Here is a 22,830-nt window from a genome sequence, read left to right on the forward strand (position 1 = left end):
GGTTGGGCATGTGTTGGGTCAGTCGATCGCCACGATCGCCTCGATCTCGACGGTGATCCGGCCCGGCAGGGAGCCGAGCCCGACGGCCGAGCGCGCGTGGCGCCCGGCGTCGCCGAACACCGCGATCATCAGGTCCGAGCAGCCGTTGATGATCGAGGGGTGATCGTCGAAATCGGCCTCGGCGTTGACCATGCCGAGAAGCTTCACGATGCGCCGGACGCGGCCGAGATCGCCGAGCGCGTCCTGCATGACGGAGAGAAGGTTGATGCCCGTCAGCCGCGCATGGCCGTAGGCCTCCTCGACCGAAACGTCCAATCCCACCTTTCCCTTGTGGAGATAACCGTCGATCTCGCGCGGGCCCTGGCCCGACAGGTAGAGAAGCCGGCCCTCGACCACATGAGTCACGAAATTGGCGATCGGCGGCGGGGCGGGCGGCAGGGTGATGCCGAGCGCGGCGAGCCTTTCATAGGGGGCGGTCGGTCCGGCGCGGGCCGGCTGAAGAATGGACATGAGCCAGGGTTCCAGCGATGTTCAAGGGAGGGAAGCGGGCGCGAGAGCGGGTCAGAGGCGGCCGGCGCGGACGAGCTCGTCCTGGCGCAGACAGGCCGTGAAATGGCCCGGCCCGACCTCCTCCTCCGGCGGCACGGCGGCGGCGCAGATTTCCGCCGCCTCCGGGCAGCGGGTGCGGAAGACGCAGCCGGACGGTGGGTTCATCGGGCTCGGAATGTCGCCCTTGAGGATCACGCGCTCGCGCTCGATCGTCGGATCGGGCACCGGCGCGGTGGCGATCAGCGCCTTGGTGTAGGGGTGGCGCGGCCGGGCATAGACCTCGCGGCTCGGCCCGCGCTCCATGACCTTGCCCAGATACATCACCACAACCTCGTCGCAGAGATATTCCACCACCGACAGATCATGGGCGATGAAGATCATGGTGAGCCCAAAGGCGCGCTGGAGATCCTGCATCAGGTTGAGGATCTGCGCCTGGACTGAGACGTCGAGCGCCGAAACCGGCTCGTCGGCGACGATGAGATCCGGCTCCACCGCCAGCGCCCGCGCGATGCCGATCCGCTGGCGCTGGCCGCCGGAAAACTCGTGGGGAAAGCGCTGCGCGTGGTCGGGCGACAGGCCGACGCGGGTCAGAAGCTCGGCGATGCGCGGCTGGCGCGCCGCGCCCTTGGCGAGCCCGTGCGTATCCAGCGCTTCGGCGAGGATCGCCCCCACGCGCATGCGCGGGTTGAGCGAGGAGTAGGGGTCCTGGAAGATGATCTGCAGCCGGCGGCGATGCGCCCGCATCTCCTTCGGCGAAAGGTCCAGAAGGTTGCGCCCGTCGAAGACGGCGCGGCCGCCGGTCGGCTCGATCAGCCGCAGGATGGAGCGCCCGACCGTGGTCTTGCCCGAGCCGGACTCGCCCACCAGCCCGACGATGCTGCCGCGCCGGACGGTGAAGGACACCCCGTCCACCGCGCGCACGGTTCCGTGCGAGAGCGCGAAATGGGTGGTGAGGTTCTCGACCGAGAGCAGCGTCTCGGCGGCGGGTTGAAGCGTCTGCGCATGGCTCATAGGAGGTCCGTCCTCAGGCATCGGCTGAGATGGCCGGGGGCGACGGTGAAGAGCGGAGGAACGCTCGCTGTGCAGGCCGGCACGGCATAGGCGCAGCGCGGCGCATAGGTGCAGCCGGGCGGCAGCGCGGTGATCGGCGGAACGCTTCCCGGGATCGGCAGAAGCGGGCGGCGCTGGCCGTCGGAGCCGATGTCGCGCGCGGCGTTCGGCGTGCAGGCCAGGAGCCCTTCCGTGTAGGGGTGGCGCGGGCGCGCGAAGAGATCGCGCACCGGCGCCTGCTCCACCACGCGCCCGGCATACATGACCACCACCTCCCGCGCGATCTCGGCGACGACGCCGAGATTGTGCGTGATGAAGAGGATGCTCATGCCCATCTCGCGCTGCAGCCGGCGCAGGAGATCGAGGATCTGCGCCTGGATCGTCACGTCGAGCGCCGTTGTCGGCTCGTCGGCGATCAGCAGCGAGGGCTTGTTGGCAAGCGCGAGCGCGATCATCACGCGCTGGCGCATGCCGCCCGACATATGGTGGGGGTAGTCGTTGACGCGTCGGCGCGCCGCCGGAATCTCCACCAGTTCCAGCATCTCTCCGGCGCGGTCCAGCGCGGCGCGCCGGTCGATCCGCTCGTGCAGCATGATCATCTCGGCGATCTGGTCGCCCACCGTGAAGAGCGGGTTGAGGCTCGTCATCGGCTCCTGGAAGATCATCGCGATCTCGGTGCCCCGAAGGGCCCGCATCTCCCGCAGGCCGGCGCGGGCGAGATCGCGCACCCGGCCCCCCCGGTCGCGATACAGGATCTCCCCGGCGACGATGCGGCCGGGCTCGGCGAGAAGGCGCATGATCGACAGGCTGGTGACCGACTTGCCCGAGCCGGACTCGCCGACCACCGCGACCGTTTCGCCGCGCCGGAGGTCGAAGGTGACGCCGTCGACGGACTTGGCGGTCTGGCGGCGCGACACGAAATGCGTCTGCAGATCGCGCACGGACAGGACGATGTCGGGAGCGAGATCGGCCCCCGTCTCGCCGCCTGCCCGAGGGCCTGCCCCGAGACCCGCCAGGATGCCGCCGGCCCGAGCCATCAGCCGTGCGCCCCGCAGGTGCAGACCTTGGCCGACCCTTCCTTGGGCATGTGGCGCGAGGCGCGAACCAGCGTGCCGCCCCGCACGGCCCAGCGCGGCTCGAACATCTTGTGCAGCTTGGCCGTGGCGCCCTGGCTGTCCTGCACCGAAAGATCGCTGTCCACGAGATCGAAGACGGTGAGTTCGGCCGTCTTGCCCAGCCCCAGGAGATCGTCGGTCGGCAGTTTGACGGCCGACATGGGCGCCGTGGTCGAGGCCGTCACCACCGCCTCGAAGGGCATCTCGACGGACAGGAGCTTCGACATGGTGGTCGCCATGTCCCAGACCGGGCCGTTCAGCGAATGGTCGTGTAGATCCGTCGAGATGGAGAAGGGCAGAAGGCCGCGCTGGATGGCGATCTCCGCCACCTTGAAGGAGAAGGACGCCCCGCCATGGCCGACATCGAGGCGGATGCCCTGATCGGCGCATTTGGTCACGAGGTCCCACAGGTCCTCGTCCTCGATGATCGAGCCGCCGGCCTTGCCGTTGAAGCAATGGGTGATGATGTCGCCCGGCCGCAGCAGCTCCAGCACCTCGTCATAGGTCGGCGGCGGCTCGCCGACATGGATCATCATCGGCAGTTTCAGGATCTTGGCGACTTTCTTGGCCACCTTCACCGGCGTGATGCCCCAGGAACCGAGGATAACGTGGCTTGCCCGGCACTTGATGCCGACGATGAGGTCGCGGTTCGCTTCCACCACCGCGATCGTCCGGTCGATGTCGATCGAGCGGATGTCGATGAGTTCCGAAACCCGGTTGCAGGCGACGAGGCCGATCGAGCCGATGTTTAGGAAGGCCAGAATCCGCTCGGCCGCCGGCTCGATGATGTATTCGCGAAACCCGTGGAAGGTCGCCTCGCCCGCCGAACCGGCATCAACGATGGTCGTGACGCCGCGCTCCAGGCCCGCGAGCTGGGGTCGGATCGAGATGTCGGTGCCGCCATGCCAGACATGGGCGTGAAGATCCGTCCAGCCGGGCGAGACATAGGCGCCGCCGCCATCCACGATCCGCGCGGCGGGCGCGGGAAGCAGGGCGGGACCGACGGACTGGATGCGGCCGTCCGCGCCGATCAGGATGTCGGTCGCCGCGCCGGGCGCGTCGCCCGGCACGAAGCCAACGGGGCGGACATTGCGGATGAGAATGGGCTGGGTGTCCACGGATCAGATATCCTTGGCGAGGCGTGGGTCGAGAAGATCGCGCAGCCCGTCGCCGACGAGTTGCAGCGACAGGACGGCGAGAACGATGGCAAGGCCGGGGAAGAAGAGAATCCAAGGCGCCTGGTCGAGATACTGGCGCCCCTGCGCGATCATCGTTCCCCAGGTCGGCACGCTGGGCGAGACGCCGACGCCCAGGAACGAGAGCCCCGCCTCGGCCAGCATGGCGCTGGCGAAGATGAACGTGCCCTGCACGAGGATCGGCGAGAGAAGATTGCGCAGGACGTGGCGGACCAGGATGCGCGGGGTGGAAACGCCGAGCGCGCGCGCCGCCTCGACATAAGGCAGCTCGCGGATCACCAGCGTGGAGGCCCGCACCACGCGGGCGAGCCGGGGCGCGTAGACGATGCCGAGCGCGATCACGACATTGACGACGGAGGGGCCGAGGGCCGCCACCAGCGAGATGGCGAGGAGAATGTCGGGAAAGGCCATCATCGCGTCGATGAGCCGGGCGAGCGGCGCGTCGAGCCGGCGGAAGAAGCCGGCGAGAAGCCCGAGCGTGACCCCGAGGAGGCAGGACACCGCCACGACCGACAAGCCGACGAGAAGCGACAGCCGCCCGGCGATCGCCGCCCGTGTGAAGACGTCTCGCCCGAAATCGTCGGTGCCCAGCAGATTGACCGGGGACGGCGGCTTCAGCCGGTTCACGAGCGAGAGCTTGGACGGCGAATAGGGCGAGAGCATCGGCGCGAAGACCGCCAGAGCCACGATCAGCAGCAGCACCGCGAGGCCGGCGACCACGGGCTTGCGCCGCAGAAGCGCGCGCAGGAACTGACCGCCCGCCGGCCCGGACACGGCCATGGAAGCGGCGGCCATCAGTAGCGCACCCGGGGGTCGACGAGGATATAGAGCATGTCGATCCCGAAATTGATGAGGACATAGAGCCCGGCGACCACAAGCAGCGCGCCCTGGATCACGGGATAGTCGCGCCTCAGAACCGCGTTGACGACGAGGTTGCCGACGCCCGGCAGCGAGAAGACCGTTTCCGTCACCACCGCGCCCGAGATGAGCAGGGCCGCCGTCAGACCGATGATCGTGAGGATCGGGATCAGCGCGTTCTTCAAGGCGTGGCGCAGCACGACGCGGCGCTCGCTCATGCCCTTGGAGCGCGCGGTGCGCACATAGTCGTCGCCGAGCACGTCGAGCATCGAGGCGCGGGTGAAGCGGATGATGAGGGCGGAGGAGACGATGCCGAGCGCGAAGGCGGGCAGGACGAGATGGTGCAGGCGCTCGGCCAAGTTGGTCCCTGGCCCGCCATAGCCCGAGGTCGGAAACCAGCCGAGCTTCACGGCGAAGAACTGGATCATCAGGAGGCCCAGCCAGAAGCTGGGAATGCTGGCCGCCAGCATGGCGAGCGTCGTCGCGGCCTGATCGAACAGCGAGCCGCGCCGATAGGCCGAGAGAATGCCGATCGGGAGGGCAATGGCCACCGCGATGGCGAGCGAGAAGAGCGTCAGGAAGAAGGTCGGCTCGGCCCGGTCCGCCAGGGCCGAAAGCACCGGCTGACCGAGAAAGATCGACTGCCCGAAATCGCCCCGCGCGACATCGAATATGTACTGGCCGTATTGCACGAGCATGGGCCGGTCGAGCCCGAGCTGGGTGCGCAGCGCGGCGATGTCGGCGGCATTGGCGTCGGGACCGAGCATCACGGCGGCGGGATCGCCCGGCGTCACGCGCACGATCACGAAAACGATCGTGACGACGATGAGCATGACGACGAGCATGCCGAAGATGCGGTTGGCGATGGTGGTGATCATCGGTTCCGTCCGATTGGGCGGGAAGCACGGGGCGCTTGAGCGCACCCCGCGTCCGGGCCGAGGAGCGGCGAAGGTCTATTGCGCCAGCGAGGCGTTCCAGAAGTAGGGCCAGGGCGCCGGAGTGACCCCGTTCAGCGCCGGCGACTTGGCGGCGACGGCGTTGAAGTCGCCGACCTTGAAGGCGGGCACTTCGTCGTAGAAAACCTTCTGAACCGCCTTGAAGAGTTCCGCCCGCTTGGCCGGGTCGGCCTCGGAGTTGAAGGCCTTCAGGGCCGCGCTCTTGGCCTCGCTCGCCCACCAGCCGGGCGAGGTGTCCTGCATCACGCCGATCAGCGCGGGTTCGGGCAGGAAGGGCGAGTGGGTGATGTAGATGTCCCAGAGCTTGGGGTCCTGGCGCCGCTGCGTCAGCGTCGCCCAGTCCACGACGTCGAGCTGCACGGGGAAGCCCGCGAGCTTCAGATACTCGGCGGCGACCTCGGCCATCTTGTAGTGGAACTCGTATTGCCGGCTGGTCAGGATGCGCAGCGGCGTCGTGCCGTCGTAGCCGGCCTCCTTCAGGGCCGCGGCGGCCTTTTCGGGATCGCCGATCCCATAGGCCGAGACGCCCTCCTCGTTGTGCCAGCTATATCCATCGGGATAGAGCGCGCCGTCGACGGCGAAGAAGTCGGTGGAGCCGAACCCGGCGATGAGCATGTCTTCGGGGTTGAGCGCGGTCAGCACCGCCCGCCGCTTGGCGACGTCCGACATCAGCCCTTCCTTGGTGTTCATGATGAACACCGGCCAGCCGAAGGGCTTCAACGTCACCGCCTCGGACTTGCCCGACGACAGGCGCCCAACCGACTCCACAGGAATCGAGTCCACATAGGCGAACTGGCCGGCGACGGCCCCTTCGACGCGCGTGTTGGGATCGGGCACCGGCACGAAGCGAATTTCGTCGAGATATTGATGCCGCGCGCCGCCATAGCCGTTCGATGCGTCCTCGCGGGAATGGTATCCGTCGAAGCGCGTCAGCTGGATATACTGGTCAGGCTTGCGCTCCTTCAGCATGTAGGGGCCGGTGCCGACGATTTTCTCCATCGGCACCGCGACGTTCTCCTCCGGCAGGATGATCGCGGCGGCGTTGTTGAAGGCCAGCAGCGACAAGAGCGGCGCGTAGGGCTCGTTCAGGACGATGCGGATGGTCGAGGCGTCCGGCGCCTCGATCGAGGTGATGATCTTGGCCGCCTGCTGGCCGCGCGAGGCCACCGTCTCCCATCGCTTGAGCGAGGCGAGAACGTCGGCCGAGTCCATCGTGGACCCGTCATGGAAGGTCACGCCCTGGCGAAGCTTGATCGTGTAGGTGCGCCCGTCGGCCGAGACCTCCGGCAGGCTTTCCGCCAGGAGTGGCACCACGGTCCAATCCGCGCCGAACGTATAGAGCGTCTCGAAAATATGCTGCGAGACGATGCCCACGAGATCGGCGGTGGAGGCCATCGGGTCCAGCGTCGGCGGCTCGCCGATCGTCGCGACGTCGATCACGCCCCCGCGCACCGGTTCGGCCGCCAAAGCCGGGTAGGAGACGATGGCGGTCGCCACCATAAGGCCTGCGGTCATCCAGAGTTTCATCGCCCCATCCTGTATTACATTATTAGATAATACATTCTCCAATAAAGATCTAAGCGCATCGGAAGCGGGTGGTCAATCCGGCGCACGTCAATTCGGGTCGAGCGAAGCGAAGCGCACGGCAACGGGCCGCGACCGGCGAGCGGGTCGCAAGCAACGAGGCGCCGCTGTCGAAGTCTATCGAAAGAATGGTTGGCAGTTCAGCAGAGTCGGGCCCTTGTCCCCGACACCGGGGGATCGGTCCGCCGAAAAGACGGTAGCCGTCAAAGCGCGCGAGGCCGGGCTCGGATGAGCCAGCCATAAATGGTTTGGAGAGGCGAGACCGGACGCTAGGCTTCGCTGTTCCGCGCCAGGGGAACGAAGTCGGCGACGGCCAGTTCGAAGGACACGCGATCCCCCACGCGAAACGGAGAGCCGTGGGGCGCGTGGACGAGATGCTGCGCGCCGTCCGGCGTCGCCACCCAGAGCGTCGCGTCGTGGCCCTTGAACTCGCGTTCCACGACGAGCGCCGAGAAGGTCTCGCTCGCGGCGGCCGTCAGCCGGATATGCTCGGGGCGGATCGAGAGGAGGACGTCGCCGTCCGCCGTTCCGCGAAGAGCCGCCCGGCCGAAGGGCGTTTCCACCTCACCGCCCCTCGCCCGGGCGCGCACGAGATTGGTTCGCCCCAGAAAGCTCGCGACGAAACCCGTGGCGGGCCGGTCGTAGACTTCGTCCGGCGTCCCGATCTGCTCGATGCGCCCCTCGCGCATCACGCAGACCCGATCGGCGAAGGACAGGGCCTCCTCCTGATCATGAGTGACAAAGACGGCGCCGACGCCGCTCGCCTTCAGAAGCGAGCGGATTTCGCGGCGCGTCGTCTGCCGCAGGGCCGCGTCGAGATTGGAAAAGGGCTCGTCGAGAAGGATGGCGTCCGGGCGGGCCGCGAAGGCGCGGGCGAGCGCCACGCGCTGCTGCTGGCCGCCGGACAGCTGGTCGGGAAAGCGGCTCTCGAAGCCGGACAGGCCGACCATCTCCACGAAGGGCCTTGCCTCCGCCGCGCGGCGGGCGCGCGGCACCTGGGGCATGGCGAAGCCGACATTCCCCGCCACCGTCAGATGCGGAAACAGCGCATAGTCCTGAAACACGATGCCGATGCCGCGCCGCTCCGGCGCGAGCCCTTCGATCCGGCGGCCGCGCAGGTGGATCTCGCCCGCGTCCGGCGGCTCGAAGCCGGCGATCATGCGCAGCGTCGTGGACTTGCCGCAGCCGGACGGGCCGATCAGCGCCAGGATTTCGCCGGGCTGGAGATCGAACCCGACCTCGCGCACGGCGGCCACCGCGCCGAACCGACGCGCGAGCCCGCGCACCTGGAGAAGCGGCGCGTCAGGGGCCTTCGTCAATGCCGCCCTCCCTCGTGGCGCATGATGAGCCCGACGAAAAGGCTGGAGAACAGGATCGTGACGAGAGCGTAGGGAGCGGCTTCCAGGAGCATGCCTTCGTTGGTGCGCGAGAAGATGGTCATGGACAGGGTGGTGTAGCCCGTGGGCGCGAGAAGAAAGGTGATGGGCAGTTCCTTCACCACGACGATGAAGACGAGGAGCCCGCCTGCCACCAGCGGCCGGGCGAGGCGCGGGAGCGTCGCCCCGGCAAAGGCGGACAGCGGCCCCCGGCCGAGCGAGCGCGCCGCCTCCTCCGGCCTCTGCCCCATCTGGAGGAGCGCGCTGCGAACCGGCCCCACGGCCAGCGCCAGAAACGAAAAGGCATAGGCCAGCATCAGAAGCGGCAGCGTCTGGTAGAGAAAGGGCGCGGCCGAAAGGGCGAAGAACACGGCGGCGAGCGCGAAGGCGAGCGGGGGCACGGCATAGCCGAAATAGCTGAGGCGCTCCGCGAGAGCCGCGAGCGGGCCGCGATGGCGCGCCGCCAGAAGCGCGACGGGGAGCGCCAGAAGCGCGGCGAAAAGCGCGGAGGGCAGCGCCGCCAGCACTGTCCGCCCGGCCACCATGCCCAGCGCCGGCCAGTCGATCTCGGCGGGCGCGCGGCCGAGCCAGAAGAGGATCACGAAAAACGGCAGGCCGAGCGAGGCGAGTTGCACCAGCCCGCAGAAGAGGAGCGCCGGCCAGCGCCAGCGGCCGAGCGGCACCGGCTCGGCCGCGCGGGGCACGCCGGTTCCCGTTCGCCCGAAGCGCCGCCTGCGCGACAGCCAGCCCTCACCCATCAGCATCGCGCCGGCCAGCGCCATCAGCATCAGCGACAGGCAGGCGGCGTAGACCCGGTCGAAGGCGCCGGCATACTGGTTGTAGATGGCGAAGGAGAAGGTCTCGTAGCGCATCAGCGCCACCCCGCCGAAATCGCCCAGCACATAGAGCGTCACCACCAGCCAGCCCGACAGGAGGGCCGGTCGCAGATGGGGCAGCGTCACGGTGCAAAACGCATTGGCGCGCGAGCGGCCGAGCGAGCGCGCCGTTTCCTCCAGGCTGGGGTCGAGGCCGAGGAGCGCCGCCCGAAGGTTCAGATAGAGATAGGGGAACGTGTAGAGCGAGAGCGCCAGCGTCGCGCCGGGCAGGCCTTGGAGGCGCGGCAGGGTCAGGCCGAAGACATGGTTGAGCGGGCCGTAATAGCCGGACAGGCCGATCAGCGCATAGGCCATGACATAGCCCGGCACCGCCAGCGGCATCACCGCGAGATAGCCGAACAGGCGACGGGCCGGCAGATCGGTCCGCACCGTGATCCAGGCGAGCGGCAGGGCGATCAGCGTGCCGAGCGCGGCGACGCAGGCGGCGAGCTTCAGCGTATTGCCGACGAGCTCCAGCGTGCGCCAACGCAGGACGAGAGCAGCCAGCGTCCCGGCGTCGGCCTCGGCCGCGCGGGCCAGGAGATAGACGAAAGGCACGAGCATGCCCGCCCCCACGAGAAGCGCGGGAGCGAGCAGGGCCAAGGGCGGACGCGCCACACCGGCGCGCCAGGAAGGGGCCAAAGCGGTCAGCGGAGGCTCACAGGAGGTTGGCGGACCGAAGAAGCTCCAGCGTGCCCGGCAGATCGGAGAGTTGATCGAGCGGCACGTTCGGCGCGGCCGTCTCCACGGTGGCGACGCTCGTCAAAGTGGCGTTGGGGATAACGCCCTTGATGACGGGATACTCGTTGCCGCTGGAGGTGAAATATTGCTGCACAGCGGGCGTCAGCAGGAAGGCGGCGAAACGCTCGGCGGCCTCCTTGGAGTCGCTCGTCTCCAGAATGCCGACGCCCGCGACGTTCAGGAGATTGCCGATGTCGCCGTCTGCGAAGAAGCGCTGTTCCACCGGGAACTTGTCGTCCCGCCCCTTGAAGCGACCGAGATAGTAGTTGTTGGTCAACGCCGCATCGATCTCGCCATCGGCGATGGCCTGCACCAGGGCGACATTGTTCCGATAGGCCTTGGCCCCGTTGGCGACCATGCCGTCCACCCACGCCTTGGCGGCCTCCTCGCCTTCCTTGACGCGCAGCGCCGTCACGAAGGACTGGAACGAGCCGTTGCTCGGCGCCCAGCCCACACGGCCCTTCCAGGCCGCGTCAGTGAGGCCGAGAACGCTTTTCGGCAGCGTGTCGGCGGGCGCCCGCTCCGGCGAGTGGACGATGACGCGCGCGCGGGCGCTGGTGCCGATCCATTTGCCGTCCGCGCTCTTGAAGTGCTCGGGCTGGTTCTGGCCGACATGGGCCGGCATCTTGGCGAAGAGCTTGTCGGTCGCGCCGAGCGCGCCGCCGTCCTGCGCCCAGAACAGATCCGCCGGCGACTTCGCGCCCTCCTCCTGCAGGAGGGCGGCCAGTTCCGCCGTGCCGGCATAGCGAACCTCGACGTCGAGACCGCTTTCGGTCTCGAACATCTCGATCACCGGCGCGACGAAGGCCTCGCCCCGCCCGGAATAGATCGTCAGGTCGGCGGCCGCGGCCGTTCCCGCCGCGAGGCAGAGGGAAAGGCCGGCAAGGCCGGAGAGGAGAAGGGTCTTCATGGGATCAACTCCGAACGTCGAACGGATCGCGATAAACCAAGATGATCGCCCTCCATCTTTCCGCCTCCAATGAAACGGGTCCGGAAAGAGCGACGAAAAGTCGGATGTCGGCGAAGCAGACCAAGACGAAACCGCGTCAGTTGAGCGATTTAGACCTGTTCCAACTTGCGCCGCGAAACATGACTTTTTCTTTCAATTTTCGGCGGCCGCCGCAATCGGCCCGGCTATCACAAAGCAGTAATCACGATCGCTTATCTCTTCTGGGCAAGACTTAACGCTCGGAACCCGTTTGGGAATTCGGCGAGGCCTCTTGAGGACCGGATCGATCGCCAGACACTTTTCTGGCGGACGGAGAGCTGGAACAGACGGAGACCGTCTTTAAAGACAGCCCGTCGATTCGGCTGTCGCAGAGATCCGCCCGCCAGACCCCGGATCTTGGCCGAGGGAGAAGCTGACGTTTCTGCTTCGGGAACGGGTTCGCTCATAGGCCGACCGCGCTCGGGCGGCCGAAGGCGTCCGCCATGTCGTGCGTCCTCGCTTCGTGAGGCCCGCGAGGGACTATCTGTTGGCGATCACGCGGAAGTCGAACCCGTCCACGGCGGCGATGTGGATGGGGTGCCGATTGCCCGTCGCCACGTCGGTTTCGAAACCGCGCGCGGTGCGCTTCTGCGCGGAGCGGCCGAGTTTGCGCACGATGTCGCTTGAGCGAAGGCTCTCCGCCGCCTCCGCGAGGCCGCTCAGGCAATGCACCCCCTCGTAAAGGGATTCCCCGAAGGCATTGGGCGGCGCGGGGCTCGTGCCGAACTGCTGATGGTATTTCTCCAGGAACGCATCGTTGTTGCGGGACCGCAGGTTGGAGAAATAGGCCGAGGAGACATAGAGATTCTCGGTGCAGTCCGCCCCTATTCCGTAGAGGATCGTCTCGTCGATCGCGGTGCTGAAGCGCAGGATGCCGGCCGCCAGCCCTGAGGCGGCGAAGGCCCGGTTGAACAGGATCGCCTCGTGCCCCAAGAGCCAGGACAGGACGACATGGGGCTTCGAGCGCCGGATGCGCGAGAGGACGAGGTCGTGATCCTCCAGGCCGAACGGCACCTCCATCTCGCCGACGACGTGCCCGCCGCCGTCGCCGATCAGGCGCCGCGCCTCGGCCATGGAGCGCTGCGGCCAGAGATAGTCGTTGCCGAGCAGGAAGAAGCGCGAGGCGCGCTTTTCGCTGGCCAGCCAGTCGATGCCGGGCTTCAGCAACTCTTCCGCCGTTTCGCCGATCGTGATGATCCCGGGATCGTTTTCCGCCCCCTCGAACTGCGGCGTATAGAGGAAGGGAATGCGCCCGCGCGTGGCGTTTCGGATCGGCTGGCGCGCCGAACTCGGCACCATGGCGACGATGCAGTCGACCGCGTCGAGATCGACGATCGCAAGGGCCGCCTCGACGGCGCTGCGGTCGCTCGCGCCGGTGTCGCGCAGGACCAGTTCGACCTCCCGCCCCCGGATGCCGCCCGCCGCGTTGATCTCGCAGGCGGCCAGAAGCGCACTGGCCTCGCAGGAAGGCGCCCAGATGCCCGCAGGTCCGCTTCGCGGAATCAGGATTCCGATTTTGAGAGCGCTCCGCGCCATCGCCTGCCACGGTCCTTCCGCTTGAACCTAACGCAACGATATACCGCCTTTGCGCCCGTGACACGATCGGAACGCGCGAGCAGTTCGCGCCACCCAGCCGAAGGACGCCGGCTCCGGCCTCATCTCGCCTCTCCGGGTTCGAAGGGCGCTGCGCTCTCAAGTTCGAGGAAAAGCGAGGGCAACGGGTGAAGCGCGGCCAGGAGCGCGGCTTCGTCCACCTCTTCCAGACGCGCGGGCGACCAGCGGGGCGCGCCGTCCTTGTCGATCACGGCCGCGCGCACCCCCTCGTAGAAGTCGTGCCCGGCCAGCATCAGCGCGTCGGCGGCATATTCCCGGTCGAGGCAGGTTTCGAGATCGGGCGAGGCCTTGGCCGCGCGCAGGAGATGGAGCGTCAGGACGTGGCTGGTCGGCGATCCCCGTTCGAGATGGGCGAGCGTGGCACGGGCGAAGTCCGATCTCTCCTCGCGCAGCACCGCGATTCCATCGGCCATGCGCCCCGCGCCGAACGCCGCCTCGATCAGCCCGGCATGGGCCGCGAGTTCCGACGGGCCGGGGTCGGCGGCATGGGCCGCGAGGGCCTCGTCCGCCGACCGCCCCGACGCCAGATGGCCGAGCAGCGCGGGCAGACGTTCGGACGGGACCATCGCGTCGGCCAGGCCCGCGGCGATCGTGTCCGCCGCGCCGATCGTCGCGCCGGTGAGGCCGATCCACAGCCCGAGGTTTTGGCGCGCGCGAGACAAGGCGAACGTGCCGCCGACATCGGGGAAATAGCCGATGCGGGTTTCCGGCATGGCGAAGCGCGTGCGCTCGGTGACGACGCGGTGGCTTCCATGAACGGAAAGCCCGACGCCGCCGCCCATGCAGATGCCGTCCATCAGGGCGACCCAGGGCTTTCGCAGCCGGGCGATGCGGGCGTTGAGCCGATATTCGGCGGCCCAGAAGGCCATGGCGGCGGCCGGGTCGCTGCGGCCCAGACTCCAGATCATCTTGATGTCGCCGCCGGCGCAGAGCGCCCGGTCGCCCTCGCCAGTAAGCGCGATCGCGCGGATCGCGCCGTCCGCCTCCAGCGCATCCAATCCGCTAGCAATCAGGTGGACCATCTCGAGCGTCAGGCTGTTGAGGGCCTTCGGGCGGTTGAGATGGATGCGCCCGAGCGCGCCCTCGGTGTAGGTAATGACAGGGGCGGGCTCGTTCATCTCGACTCCTTGCACCCTGCCGGACGGGTCTTGCGCCTTGCCGGACGGATCATTCGCCGTCATGGAAATTCGGGCGGCGCTTTTCCACGAAGGCGGCCATGCCCTCGCGCTGGTCGCGCGTGCCGAACAGGCGGTGGAACACGGCCCGCTCGTAGAGAATGCCCTGCTCCAGCGGCAGGTCCTCGGCGCGCAGCACAGCCTCGCGCGCCAGACGCACGGCCGGGCGCGAATAAGCGGCGATCGCGGCCGCCGCCGCCATCGCCGCCGGCAGGACCTCCGCGTCCGGCACCACGCGCGCCACCAGCCCCGCTCGCAAGGCCTCGTCGGCCGCCATCATGCGCCCGGTCAGATGCAGGTCCATCGACAAGGCGCGGCCGATCAACTTGGTCATGCGCTGCGTGCCGCCCATGCCGGCGATGACGCCGAGCTTCACCTCGGGCTGGCCGAACTTGGCCCCTTCCCCGGCAATGGCGAAGTCACACATCATCATCAGTTCGCAGCCGCCGCCCAGCGCATAGCCGTTCACGGCCGCGATCTTGGGGATGCGGCAGCGGGCGAAGCGATCCCAGACGGCGAAGAAATCGGCCTCTACCATCTCCTCGGCCGACTTGTCGGCCATCTCGGAAATATCCGCCCCGGCGGCGAAGGCGCGCTCGGAGCCCGTCACCACTACCGCGCCGATGCCGCGATCGGCGTCGAGGCTTTCCACCGCCTCCACCAGTTCGCCCGCCAGCGCGGCGTTCAAGGCGTTGAGCTGGTCGGGGCGGTTGAGGCGGATCAGCGCGACCCGGCCCTCGCGGCTGACGTCGATCAAGTCCGGCATGGGGTCTCCTAAAGCTGGCGGGCGATGACGAGGCGCTGCACCTCGCTCGTGCCCTCGTAGATCTGGCAGATGCGCGCGTCGCGATAAATCCGCTCGACGGGATAGTCGGCGAGATAGCCGTAGCCGCCATGCACCTGGATCGCCGCCGAGCAGACCCTCTCGGCCATTTCGGAGGCGAAAAGCTTGGCCATGGAGGCCTGTGTCAGGCAGGGCTGGCCGGCGTCGCGAAGGCTGGCGGCGTGGAGCACGAGCTGGCGGGCCGCCTCGATCTCGGTCGCCATGTCGGCGAGTTTGAAGCCGATCGCCTGATGCTCGATGATCGGCTTGCCGAAGCTCTGGCGGTCCTTTGCATAGGTCGTTGCGGCCTCGAAGGCGGCGCGCGCCATGCCCACGGCCTGCGCGGCGATGCCGATGCGCCCGCCTTCCAGATTGGCGAGCGCGATCCGGTAGCCCTCGCCCTCCTCCCCCAGCCGGTTCTCGGCCGGCACGCGCATCCCGTCGAAGGCGATCGCGCAGGTGTCGGTGGAATGAAGGCCGAGCTTATGCTCCACCGCCGTCACCGTGTAGCCCGGCGTGTCGGTCGGCACGATGAAGGCGGAAAGGCCCTTCTTGCCGGCCTCGGGGTCGGTCACCGCGAAAACCAGGATGACATTGCCGTTCTTGCCGGAGGTGATGAACTGCTTGGCCCCGTCGATCACATAGGCGTCGCCGTCGCGCCGGGCTCTGGTGCGCAAGGCCGAGGCGTCGGACCCCGCCTGCGGCTCGGTGAGGGCGAAGCCGCCGATCCAGGCGCCCGAGGCCATGTTGGGCAGGAAGCGGCGCTTCTGCTCCTCCGTGCCGAAGCGCAGGATCGGGACGCAGCCGACCGAGGAATGAACCGAAACGATGGTGGAGCAGGCGCCGTCGGCGGCCGCGATCTCCTCCAGCGCCAGCGCATAGGCGACGACACCGGTTTCCGACCCGCCATAGGCCTCCGGCACCAGCATGCCGAGAAAGCCGAGCGCGCCCATCTCGTCGAGTTCGGCGCGGGGGAAGCTCCCCTCGCGGTCGCGCTTGGCCGCGCCCGGCGCGAGGCGAGCCTGGGCGAAGTCGCGCACCGCGTCGCGGATCTGCTCCTGCAACTGGTTCAGCAGCATCAGTTCATCCTTTCGATGGCGATGGCGGTCGCCTCGCCGCCGCCGATGCAGAGCGAGGCGACACCGCGCGCGCCATCGCGCTGTTCGAGCGCGGACAGGAGCGTCACGATCACCCGCGCGCCCGAAGCCCCGATGGGATGGCCGAGCGCGCAGGCGCCGCCATGGACGTTCACCGTCTCGTGCGGCAGGGCGAGCTCGCGCATCGCCGCCATGGCGACCACCGCGAAGGCCTCGTTGATCTCGAACAGATCGACATCGCGGAGCGCCCAGCCCGTTCGCTCCGACAGGCGGCGCATCGCCCCGATCGGGGCCGTGGCGAAGAGGCCCGGCTTGTCGGCATAGGTCGCGTGTCCGACGATGCGCGCGCGCGGCGTCAGGCCGCGCCGCTCGGCCTGCGAAGCGCGCATGAGAACCAGCGCCGCCGCCCCGTCCGAGATGGAGGAGGCGTTGGCCGCCGTCACCGTGCCGCCCTCACGAAAGGCGGGGCGCAGCGTCGGGATCTTTTCTGGGCGCGCCTTGCCGGGCTGCTCGTCCTCGGCCACCGTCGCCTCGCCCTTGCCCGCGCGAACGCTGACCGGCACGATCTCGGCGGCGAAGCGCCCTTGCGCGATCGCACCGCGCGCCCGCTCCAGCGAAGCCAGCGCATAGGCGTCCTGTGCCTCGCGGGTGAACTGAAACGCCTCGGCGCAGTCCTCTGCGAAGGTGCCCATCAGCCGGCCCCGGTCGTAGGCGTCCTCCAGCCCGTCCAGGAACATGTGGTCGAGCATCTGGCCATGGCCCATGCGCTGGCCGGCGCGGGCCTTGGGCAGGAGATAGGGCGCGTTGGACATGCTCTCCATGCCGCCCGCGACGGCGATCTCCACCGACCCCGCCCGGATCAGGTCATGGGCGAGCATCGCCGCCTTCATGCCCGAGCCGCACATCTTGTTCACCGTGGTCGCGCCCGCGCTGAGCGGCAGCCCGGCGGCAAGGGCCGCCTGCCGCGCCGGCGCCTGGCCGAGGCCCGCCGAGAGCACGCAGCCCATGAGGACCTCCTCCACCGCGCCGGGCTCGAGCCCCGCCCCCGACAGCGCGCCGGCGATGGCGGCGGCGCCCAGCGCCGGGGCGTCCAGCCCGGCCAGCTCGCCCTGGAACGCGCCCATCGGTGTACGCACCGCGCCGACGATGACGATCGGGTCCTGTTCGCTCATTCCGCTCTCTCCTCAGCCAAGCCCTGTGCATCCGGCCCCGCGCCGCTCAGCGCGGCGGCATTCGCATGGCGCCGTCGAGGCGGATGACCTCGCCGTTCAGCATCGGATTTTCGACGATGTGGCGCACCAGCGCCGCGAATTCGGACGGCCGACCCAGCCGCGCGGGAAAGGGAACCGCCGCGCCCAGCGCGTCCTGAACCTCCTGCGGCATGCCGGCCACCATCGGCGTCTCGAAAATGCCGGGCGCGATGGCGAGAACGCGGATGGCGTGCCGCGCCAGATCCCGCGCGGCCGGCAACGTCAGCGCCGCGACGCCGCCCTTCGACGCGGCATAGGCCGCCTGCCCGATCTGCCCCTCGAAGGCCGCGACGGAGGCGGTGTTGACGATCACCCCGCGCTCCCCGCTTTCGCCGGGGTCTTGCTTCGCCATGGCGTCGGCGGCCAGCCGCAGGAGGTTGAACGTGCCGACGAGATTGATCGAAATCGTGCGGGCGAAACTCTCCAGCCCATGCGGCCCGTCGCGGCCGACGATCCTCTCGCCCGGCGCGACGCCCGCGCAGTTCACGAGGACATCGACCCGGCCGAACCTTTCCAGCGCGACCCGCACGGCGTTTTCGCCCGCCTCCGCACTCGTGACGTCGGTCCGGCAGAACAGCGCGGCGGCGCCCAGCTCCTGCGCCAGCGCCTCGCCCGCCGAAGCGTTCACGTCGAGAAGAAGCGCCTTGCCCCCGCCCGAAACCGCCATTCTCGCGACCGCCGCGCCGAGGCCCGATCCCGCGCCCGAGATCAGGAAGACGCTCTTCTCGATGTTCATGCTCGCTGACTCCCCACCCCGGCCGCCTTTTCGACTTCCGCCTTGCGCAGCACGAAGCGCTGGATCTTGCCGCTTGGCGTCTTGGGCAGCTCGGGCAGGAACTCGACGGCGCGGGGATAGGCGTGGGCCGAAAGCCGGTGCTTCACATGCTGGGCCAGTTCGTCCGCAAGGGCCGGGGTGCCCTCCACCCCGTCCGCCAGCACGACGAAGGCCTTGACGATTTCCGTGCGCTCGGGATCGGGAACGCCGATCACCGCCGCTTCGACCACGGCGGGATGCTCGATCAGCGCGCTCTCGACATCGAACGGTCCGATCCGGTAGCCGGACGAGGTGATGAGATCGTCGTTGCGCCCGACGAAGCTGATCGAACCGTCGGCCTCCAGCTCCACCGTGTCGCCCGTGCGATAATAACCGCCGTCGATGGCCGGGGTCCGCTGGCGGAAATAACCGGTGAAAAACATGAGCGGCGAGCGCGCGATGTCGACGGCGAGCACGCCGGGGCGGTTGGGACCGAGTTCGCGCCCGTCGTCGTCCAGGACGGCGACCCGGTAGCCCGGCAGGGCGAAGCCCGCCGAACCTGGACGCACTAGGTGGGACAGGCCGTGATGGTTGTTCACCACCATTCCCGTTTCCGTCTGCCCGTAATGGTCGTGGATCGGCACCGCGAGATGGGCCTCGAACCAGCGGATGACCTCCGGGTTCAGCGGTTCGCCCGCGCTGCTGACGACGCGCAGCCGGCCTTTCAGGGCCTCGGCGGGTTTGGGTCCGGCGGCGATCAGCATGCGAAAGGCGGTGGGCGAGCCGGCGAGGCTGGTGACGCCCAGCCGATCGATGATCCAATAGGTGCTTTCGGCGGCAAAGCCTCCTTCTACCAGAAGGGTCGTGCAGCCCAGCATCAGCGGCCCGGTCACGGCATAATAGAGCCCGTAGGCCCAGCCGGGGTCGGCGATGTTCCAGAAGACGTCGTCGGCGCGAAGGTCGATCGCATCGCGCATATAGGCCGAGAAGGACAGGAGCGCCCGCAGCGGCACGGGCACGCCCTTGGCCAGCCCGGTGGTGCCGGAGGTGGACATCATCATGAAGAGATCGTCGCCCCGGCGGACGACCGGCTGAAACGCCGGCTCGGCATCGGCCAGCGCCTGGCGAAAGTCGAGGTCTCCGGCCGCCAGCGGCTCCGCCGCGCCGCGAACCACCGCGACGGGCGGGCAGCCGGGGATCTCGTCCAGCTTCGGGCGGTTCGCCGTGTTGGTGACGACCAGCTTGGCCTCGCTCATCGCCAGCCGATGCTCGATCGCCTTCGGGCCGAAGGCGGTGAAGAGCGGCTGGTAGACCGCGCCGAGCCGCCAGGTGGCGAGGATGGTGACGACGAGTTCGAGCGTGCGCGGCAGGAGCCCGGCCACCACGTCGCCCGCCCCGACGCCCTTGGCGGCAAACACGTTCGCGGCCCGGGCGGACAGATCGCGCAAGTCTTCGAACGTGTATTCGCTCAGCGTCTCGTCCATCGACAGGCACCGCAGAGCCACGCGGTCGGCGCCGACATGCCGGTCGCAGCACTCGACGCAGGCGTTGATCCCGCCTTCCAGATCGCCCTGGAGCGCCGCCTCGGCAACCTCCAGACGAAAGCCTGAAACGGCGCCATCATAGGTCGGCCGCATGGCGGCAACGGACGAGTTCAACATATCTGGCCGGTCCTCCCGAAACTCGCGCCGGTGGCGTCTCCCCGAGTTCTGGCGAAGTCTGCCCCAATCCGTCTTGCAAACAATGACGGCTGCGGCCAAAAAACATGATCGAAAATACAAGACGCGGGGGAGCGGGGATGGACCGGCAGATGATCTCGCGCGGCTTCGTGGACGACGCCGTGGACTGCCTCAGCGCGCGCGGGTTCGACCCCCGCGCGGCGCTGGCGGAGGCCGGCATCGGGGCGGGCGCGACCGACCCGGTCTCGAACGTCCAATATGGGCGGATGTGGCTGGGTTTCGCCGCCCTGTCGGGGGACGAGTTCTTCGGCCTCGGCGCGCGGCCGATGCGGCCCGGCAGCTTTCGCCTTCTGTGCCATGCCGTGCTTCACGCCGGAACGCTGGAGCGCGCGCTGCGGCGCTGCCTGACCTTTCTCGACATCGTGCTGGACGATCCGACGGGCGAGCTGCGCCAGCGCGAGGGGCTGGCGGAAATCGTGTTGACCGACCGGGGCGGGGCCCGCCCGGCCTTCGCCTACCGCACCTACTGGCTCATTCTGCTGGGGGTGCTCTGCTGGCTGGTCGGGCGGCGGATCGCGCTGCGGCGGGTGGACTTCGCCTGCGCCGCGCCCGAAAACCGCGACGACTATCGCCAGTTCTTCGGCGCGCCGGTGCATTTCGACCAGCCCTCCAGCCGCCTGACCTTCAGCACGAGCTATCTCGCCCTTCCCACGATCCGGGACGAGAAGGCGCTGCGCCTGTTCCTGCGCGGCGCGCCGGCCAATATCCTGCTGCGCTACCGGCACGACCAGGGCGTCTCCGCCCGCATCCGAAGCCGGCTGCGCGCCGTGCCGATGCCGGACTGGCCGGGCTTCGAGGCGATCGCGGCCGACATGAAACTCTCGCCTGCCACGCTTCGACGCAGGCTTCGCGGCGAGGGGCAGAGCTTCGTCTCCATCCGCGACGAGATCCGGCAGGTGCAGGCGGAGGCGATGCTGAAGGACAAACGGGCGAGCGTCGCCGAAATCGCCACGCGCCTCGGCTATGCCGAGCCCAGCGCCTTCCATCGCGCCTTCGTCAAATGGACGGGCATGACGCCCTCGGCCTTTCGCGACAGCGCTTGACGGAAGTTTGGGAGAGCGGGCTGCACGGTCCCGTCACTCGAATTCGAGGATCACGAAGTCCGCTGGCAGGCTTTCGCCGACGCTCGCATGCACGGCGCCGATCATGGCGGGTTTGGCGGCGCGCAGGTTGTTTTCCATCTTCATCGCCTCGACGGTTCCCAGGATCTGGCCCGCCTCCACCCTGTCGCCCGGCTTGACGTGAAGCTGGGTCAGGAGGCCCGGCATCGGGCAGATCAGAAGGCGCGAGAGGTCGGGTGGCGTCTTTTCCAACATGTGCCGGCGCAGAGCCGCATGGCGCGCCGAGCCGATCGTGACGGGATGCGTCGCGCCCCGCGTCGTCAGGAGAAGCATGCCGGGCCGGCGCTTCACCACGCAGGCGAAGGGCTCGCCGTCCACCACGCCCTCGAACAAGGCGCCGCCCGCGCGCCAGCCGGAGGCCACGCTCACCGTGCGCCCGTCCACCGTGACGCGCCAGCGCCCCTCCCCCGCCGCCTCGACATGCGTCTCGTGCTCGGCGCCTCGCAGCGCGGCCACGCGCCCCGGTTCGGCGGGGACCGGCCCGCCGAGCTGGCCGGACAGGCCGGCATTGCGCTGCCGGCCGAGGAAGTCCACCAGGGCCGCGACGGCGACGAGGCGAACCGAGAGCTCGTCGGAGGCCGGCGCGCCGGCGAAACCGTCGGGATATTCCTCCGCGATGAAGCCCGTCGTCAGCGCGCCGGCGCGAAAGCGCGGGTGCTGCATCAGGGCCGACAGGAAATCGACATTGTGGCCGATGCCCTCGATGCGGAACCGGTCCAGCGCGCCGACCTGAAGATCGGCCGCCGCCTCGCGCGTCGGGGCATGGGTCACGAGCTTGGCGATCATCGGATCGTAGAAACGCGAAATCTCCGAGCCCTCGACCACCCCGTCGTCCACCCGCACCGCGCCGCCCTCGCCCACTGGGCCGGCCATGGGCGGCTGGTAGTGGACGAGCCGGCCGGTGGAGGGCAGGAAGCCGCGATAAGGGTCCTCGGCATAGACGCGCGTCTCGATCGACCAGCCGTCGAGCCGGACTTCGTCCTGCGCGAGGCGCAGCTTTTCGCCGGCGGCCACGCGGATCATCTCCTCCACGAGGTCGAGCCCGGTCACGAACTCGGTGACGGGATGCTCGACCTGAAGGCGTGTGTTCATTTCCAGGAAGTAGAAGCTCTGCCCCGTCGTGTCCGTGCCCGAGACGATGAGCTCCACCGTGCCGGCCGAATGATAGCCAACGGCCTTCGCCAGCGCGACGGCCTGTTCGCCCATCGCGCGGCGCATGGCGGGCGTCACGAAGGGCGACGGCGCCTCCTCCACCACCTTCTGGTGCCGACGCTGGATCGAGCACTCGCGCTCGCCGAGATGGAGGACCGTGCCGTGCTTGTCGCCCAGCACCTGGATCTCGATATGACGCGGTTCCTCGATGAACTTCTCGATGAAGACGCGGTCGTCCCCGAAGCTCGCGAGGCCCTCGCGCTTCACCGCGTCGAAACCCTCGCGCACGTCGACCTCGTTCCAGGCGAGGCGCATGCCCTTGCCGCCGCCGCCGGCCGAGGCCTTCATCATCACGGGAAAGCCGATCTCGCGGGCGATGCGCACGGCCTCGTCCGTATCCGCGATCTCGCCGAGAAAGCCGGGCACGACATTGACGCCCGCGGCGGCGGCGAGCTTCTTGGACTGGATCTTGTCGCCCATGGCGGCGATCGCGCCCGGCGGCGGGCCGACAAAGACGATGCCGGCCTCCTCGCAGGCGCGGGCGAAGCTCTCGCGCTCCGACAGGAAGCCGTAGCCGGGGTGGATGCAATCCGCCCCCGTCGCCCGCGCGGCCGCGAGGATCAGGTCGGCCCGGAGATAGCTCTCGGCCGCCGGCGCGGGGCCGAGGCGCACCGCCTCGTCGGCCATGGCGACATGGGGCGCCAGCGCGTCGGCGTCGGAATAGACCGCGACGGTGGCGATGCCCATGCGCCGGGCGGTGCGCATGATGCGACAGGCGATTTCGCCGCGATTGGCGACGAGGATTTTACGAAACACG

General features: G+C 68.8%; 19 protein-coding genes. 1 reads left to right on the forward strand and 18 read right to left on the reverse strand.

From position 1 onward, the window contains the following. Positions 1–18 precede the first annotated feature (18 nt). From M673_RS21905 to M673_RS21985, 17 genes are all read right to left on the reverse strand, one after another. A complete protein-coding gene (locus M673_RS21905) occupies positions 19–510 on the reverse strand; it encodes a RidA family protein (protein WP_061978850.1) in 492 nt (163 codons plus the stop codon). Positions 511–561: 51 nt separating this feature from the next. Further along, positions 562–1,560, reverse strand: a complete 999-nt coding sequence (locus M673_RS21910; RefSeq protein ID WP_061978851.1) for an ABC transporter ATP-binding protein — start codon at positions 1,558–1,560, stop codon at positions 562–564. Further along, positions 1,557–2,636 (reverse strand): ABC transporter ATP-binding protein, encoded by a 1,080-nt coding sequence (locus M673_RS21915; protein ID WP_082640014.1) that lies wholly within the window; start codon positions 2,634–2,636, stop codon positions 1,557–1,559. Before M673_RS21915 ends, M673_RS21910 begins: the two co-directional genes overlap by 4 nt. Next, positions 2,636–3,832: an amidohydrolase/deacetylase family metallohydrolase gene (locus tag M673_RS21920; RefSeq protein WP_061978852.1), complete on the reverse strand. Its 1,197-nt coding sequence runs from the start codon at positions 3,830–3,832 to the stop codon at positions 2,636–2,638. Before M673_RS21920 ends, M673_RS21915 begins: the two co-directional genes overlap by 1 nt. A gap of 3 nt (positions 3,833–3,835) precedes the next feature. Further along, the gene (locus M673_RS21925) at positions 3,836–4,705 is read right to left on the reverse strand and encodes an ABC transporter permease (protein ID WP_061978853.1); all 870 of its coding nucleotides are present in this window, start codon (positions 4,703–4,705) and stop codon (positions 3,836–3,838) included. After that, complete coding sequence (locus M673_RS21930) at positions 4,705–5,646, reverse strand: ABC transporter permease (protein WP_061978854.1); 942 nt, start codon at positions 5,644–5,646, stop codon at positions 4,705–4,707. Before M673_RS21930 ends, M673_RS21925 begins: the two co-directional genes overlap by 1 nt. A gap of 75 nt (positions 5,647–5,721) precedes the next feature. Next, positions 5,722–7,239, reverse strand: coding sequence for an ABC transporter substrate-binding protein (locus M673_RS21935; RefSeq protein ID WP_061978974.1), 1,518 nt, complete (start codon positions 7,237–7,239; stop codon positions 5,722–5,724). Positions 7,240–7,577: 338 nt separating this feature from the next. After that, positions 7,578–8,627, reverse strand: a complete 1,050-nt coding sequence (locus M673_RS21940; protein ID WP_061978855.1) for an ABC transporter ATP-binding protein — start codon at positions 8,625–8,627, stop codon at positions 7,578–7,580. After that, a complete protein-coding gene (locus M673_RS21945) occupies positions 8,624–10,162 on the reverse strand; it encodes an ABC transporter permease (RefSeq protein ID WP_244493111.1) in 1,539 nt (512 codons plus the stop codon). The genes M673_RS21940 and M673_RS21945 overlap by 4 nt, the downstream gene beginning before the upstream one ends. 55 nt (positions 10,163–10,217) lie before the next feature. Continuing rightward, positions 10,218–11,210 carry an iron ABC transporter substrate-binding protein gene (locus tag M673_RS21950; RefSeq protein WP_061978857.1) on the reverse strand — a complete coding sequence of 331 codons (993 nt, stop codon included), beginning with the start codon at positions 11,208–11,210 and terminating at the stop codon, positions 10,218–10,220. A gap of 558 nt (positions 11,211–11,768) precedes the next feature. After that, positions 11,769–12,824: a substrate-binding domain-containing protein gene (locus tag M673_RS21955; protein ID WP_061978858.1), complete on the reverse strand. Its 1,056-nt coding sequence runs from the start codon at positions 12,822–12,824 to the stop codon at positions 11,769–11,771. A gap of 119 nt (positions 12,825–12,943) precedes the next feature. Then, positions 12,944–14,020, reverse strand: coding sequence for an enoyl-CoA hydratase/isomerase family protein (locus tag M673_RS21960; protein WP_061978859.1), 1,077 nt, complete (start codon positions 14,018–14,020; stop codon positions 12,944–12,946). A 49-nt stretch (positions 14,021–14,069) separates the two neighbouring features. Continuing rightward, complete coding sequence (locus tag M673_RS21965; protein WP_061978860.1) at positions 14,070–14,843, reverse strand: enoyl-CoA hydratase-related protein; 774 nt, start codon at positions 14,841–14,843, stop codon at positions 14,070–14,072. A gap of 8 nt (positions 14,844–14,851) precedes the next feature. Then, positions 14,852–15,979 (reverse strand): acyl-CoA dehydrogenase family protein, encoded by a 1,128-nt coding sequence (locus M673_RS21970; protein WP_061978861.1) that lies wholly within the window; start codon positions 15,977–15,979, stop codon positions 14,852–14,854. Beyond that, positions 15,979–17,169, reverse strand: coding sequence for an acetyl-CoA C-acyltransferase (locus M673_RS21975; RefSeq protein WP_061978862.1), 1,191 nt, complete (start codon positions 17,167–17,169; stop codon positions 15,979–15,981). The genes M673_RS21970 and M673_RS21975 overlap by 1 nt, the downstream gene beginning before the upstream one ends. A 46-nt stretch (positions 17,170–17,215) precedes the next feature. Further along, complete coding sequence (locus M673_RS21980) at positions 17,216–17,983, reverse strand: SDR family NAD(P)-dependent oxidoreductase (protein ID WP_061978863.1); 768 nt, start codon at positions 17,981–17,983, stop codon at positions 17,216–17,218. Continuing rightward, positions 17,980–19,662, reverse strand: a complete 1,683-nt coding sequence (locus M673_RS21985) for an acyl-CoA synthetase (protein WP_061978864.1) — start codon at positions 19,660–19,662, stop codon at positions 17,980–17,982. Before M673_RS21985 ends, M673_RS21980 begins: the two co-directional genes overlap by 4 nt. 137 nt (positions 19,663–19,799) lie before the next feature. Here M673_RS21985 and M673_RS21990 point away from each other — a divergent pair, with 137 nt between their 5' ends. After that, positions 19,800–20,783: an AraC family transcriptional regulator gene (locus tag M673_RS21990; protein WP_061978865.1), complete on the forward strand. Its 984-nt coding sequence runs from the start codon at positions 19,800–19,802 to the stop codon at positions 20,781–20,783. Between the two features lie 33 nt (positions 20,784–20,816). Here M673_RS21990 and M673_RS21995 read toward each other — a convergent pair whose 3' ends face one another. Further along, positions 20,817–22,829, reverse strand: a complete 2,013-nt coding sequence (locus M673_RS21995; RefSeq protein WP_061978866.1) for an acetyl-CoA carboxylase biotin carboxylase subunit — start codon at positions 22,827–22,829, stop codon at positions 20,817–20,819. Position 22,830 lies beyond the last annotated feature (1 nt).

It is taken from the genome of Aureimonas sp. AU20, from assembly GCF_001442755.1.
GTDB lineage: Bacteria > Pseudomonadota > Alphaproteobacteria > Rhizobiales > Rhizobiaceae > Aureimonas.

Coding starts and splice junctions, on each gene's coding strand:
- M673_RS21905 (WP_061978850.1), bottom strand. CDS start 510: ATGTCCATTCTTCAGCCGGCCCGCGCCGGACCGACCGCCCCCTATGAA.
- M673_RS21910 (WP_061978851.1), bottom strand. CDS start 1,560: ATGAGCCATGCGCAGACGCTTCAACCCGCCGCCGAGACGCTGCTCTCG.
- M673_RS21915 (WP_082640014.1), bottom strand. CDS start 2,636: ATGGCTCGGGCCGGCGGCATCCTGGCGGGTCTCGGGGCAGGCCCTCGG.
- M673_RS21925 (WP_061978853.1), bottom strand. CDS start 4,705: ATGGCCGCCGCTTCCATGGCCGTGTCCGGGCCGGCGGGCGGTCAGTTC.
- M673_RS21930 (WP_061978854.1), bottom strand. CDS start 5,646: ATGATCACCACCATCGCCAACCGCATCTTCGGCATGCTCGTCGTCATG.
- M673_RS21935 (WP_061978974.1), bottom strand. CDS start 7,239: ATGACCGCAGGCCTTATGGTGGCGACCGCCATCGTCTCCTACCCGGCT.
- M673_RS21950 (WP_061978857.1), bottom strand. CDS start 11,210: ATGAAGACCCTTCTCCTCTCCGGCCTTGCCGGCCTTTCCCTCTGCCTC.
- M673_RS21955 (WP_061978858.1), bottom strand. CDS start 12,824: ATGGCGCGGAGCGCTCTCAAAATCGGAATCCTGATTCCGCGAAGCGGA.
- M673_RS21960 (WP_061978859.1), bottom strand. CDS start 14,020: ATGAACGAGCCCGCCCCTGTCATTACCTACACCGAGGGCGCGCTCGGG.
- M673_RS21965 (WP_061978860.1), bottom strand. CDS start 14,843: ATGCCGGACTTGATCGACGTCAGCCGCGAGGGCCGGGTCGCGCTGATC.
- M673_RS21970 (WP_061978861.1), bottom strand. CDS start 15,979: ATGCTGCTGAACCAGTTGCAGGAGCAGATCCGCGACGCGGTGCGCGAC.
- M673_RS21975 (WP_061978862.1), bottom strand. CDS start 17,169: ATGAGCGAACAGGACCCGATCGTCATCGTCGGCGCGGTGCGTACACCG.
- M673_RS21980 (WP_061978863.1), bottom strand. CDS start 17,983: ATGAACATCGAGAAGAGCGTCTTCCTGATCTCGGGCGCGGGATCGGGC.
- M673_RS21985 (WP_061978864.1), bottom strand. CDS start 19,662: ATGTTGAACTCGTCCGTTGCCGCCATGCGGCCGACCTATGATGGCGCC.
- M673_RS21990 (WP_061978865.1), top strand. CDS start 19,800: ATGGACCGGCAGATGATCTCGCGCGGCTTCGTGGACGACGCCGTGGAC.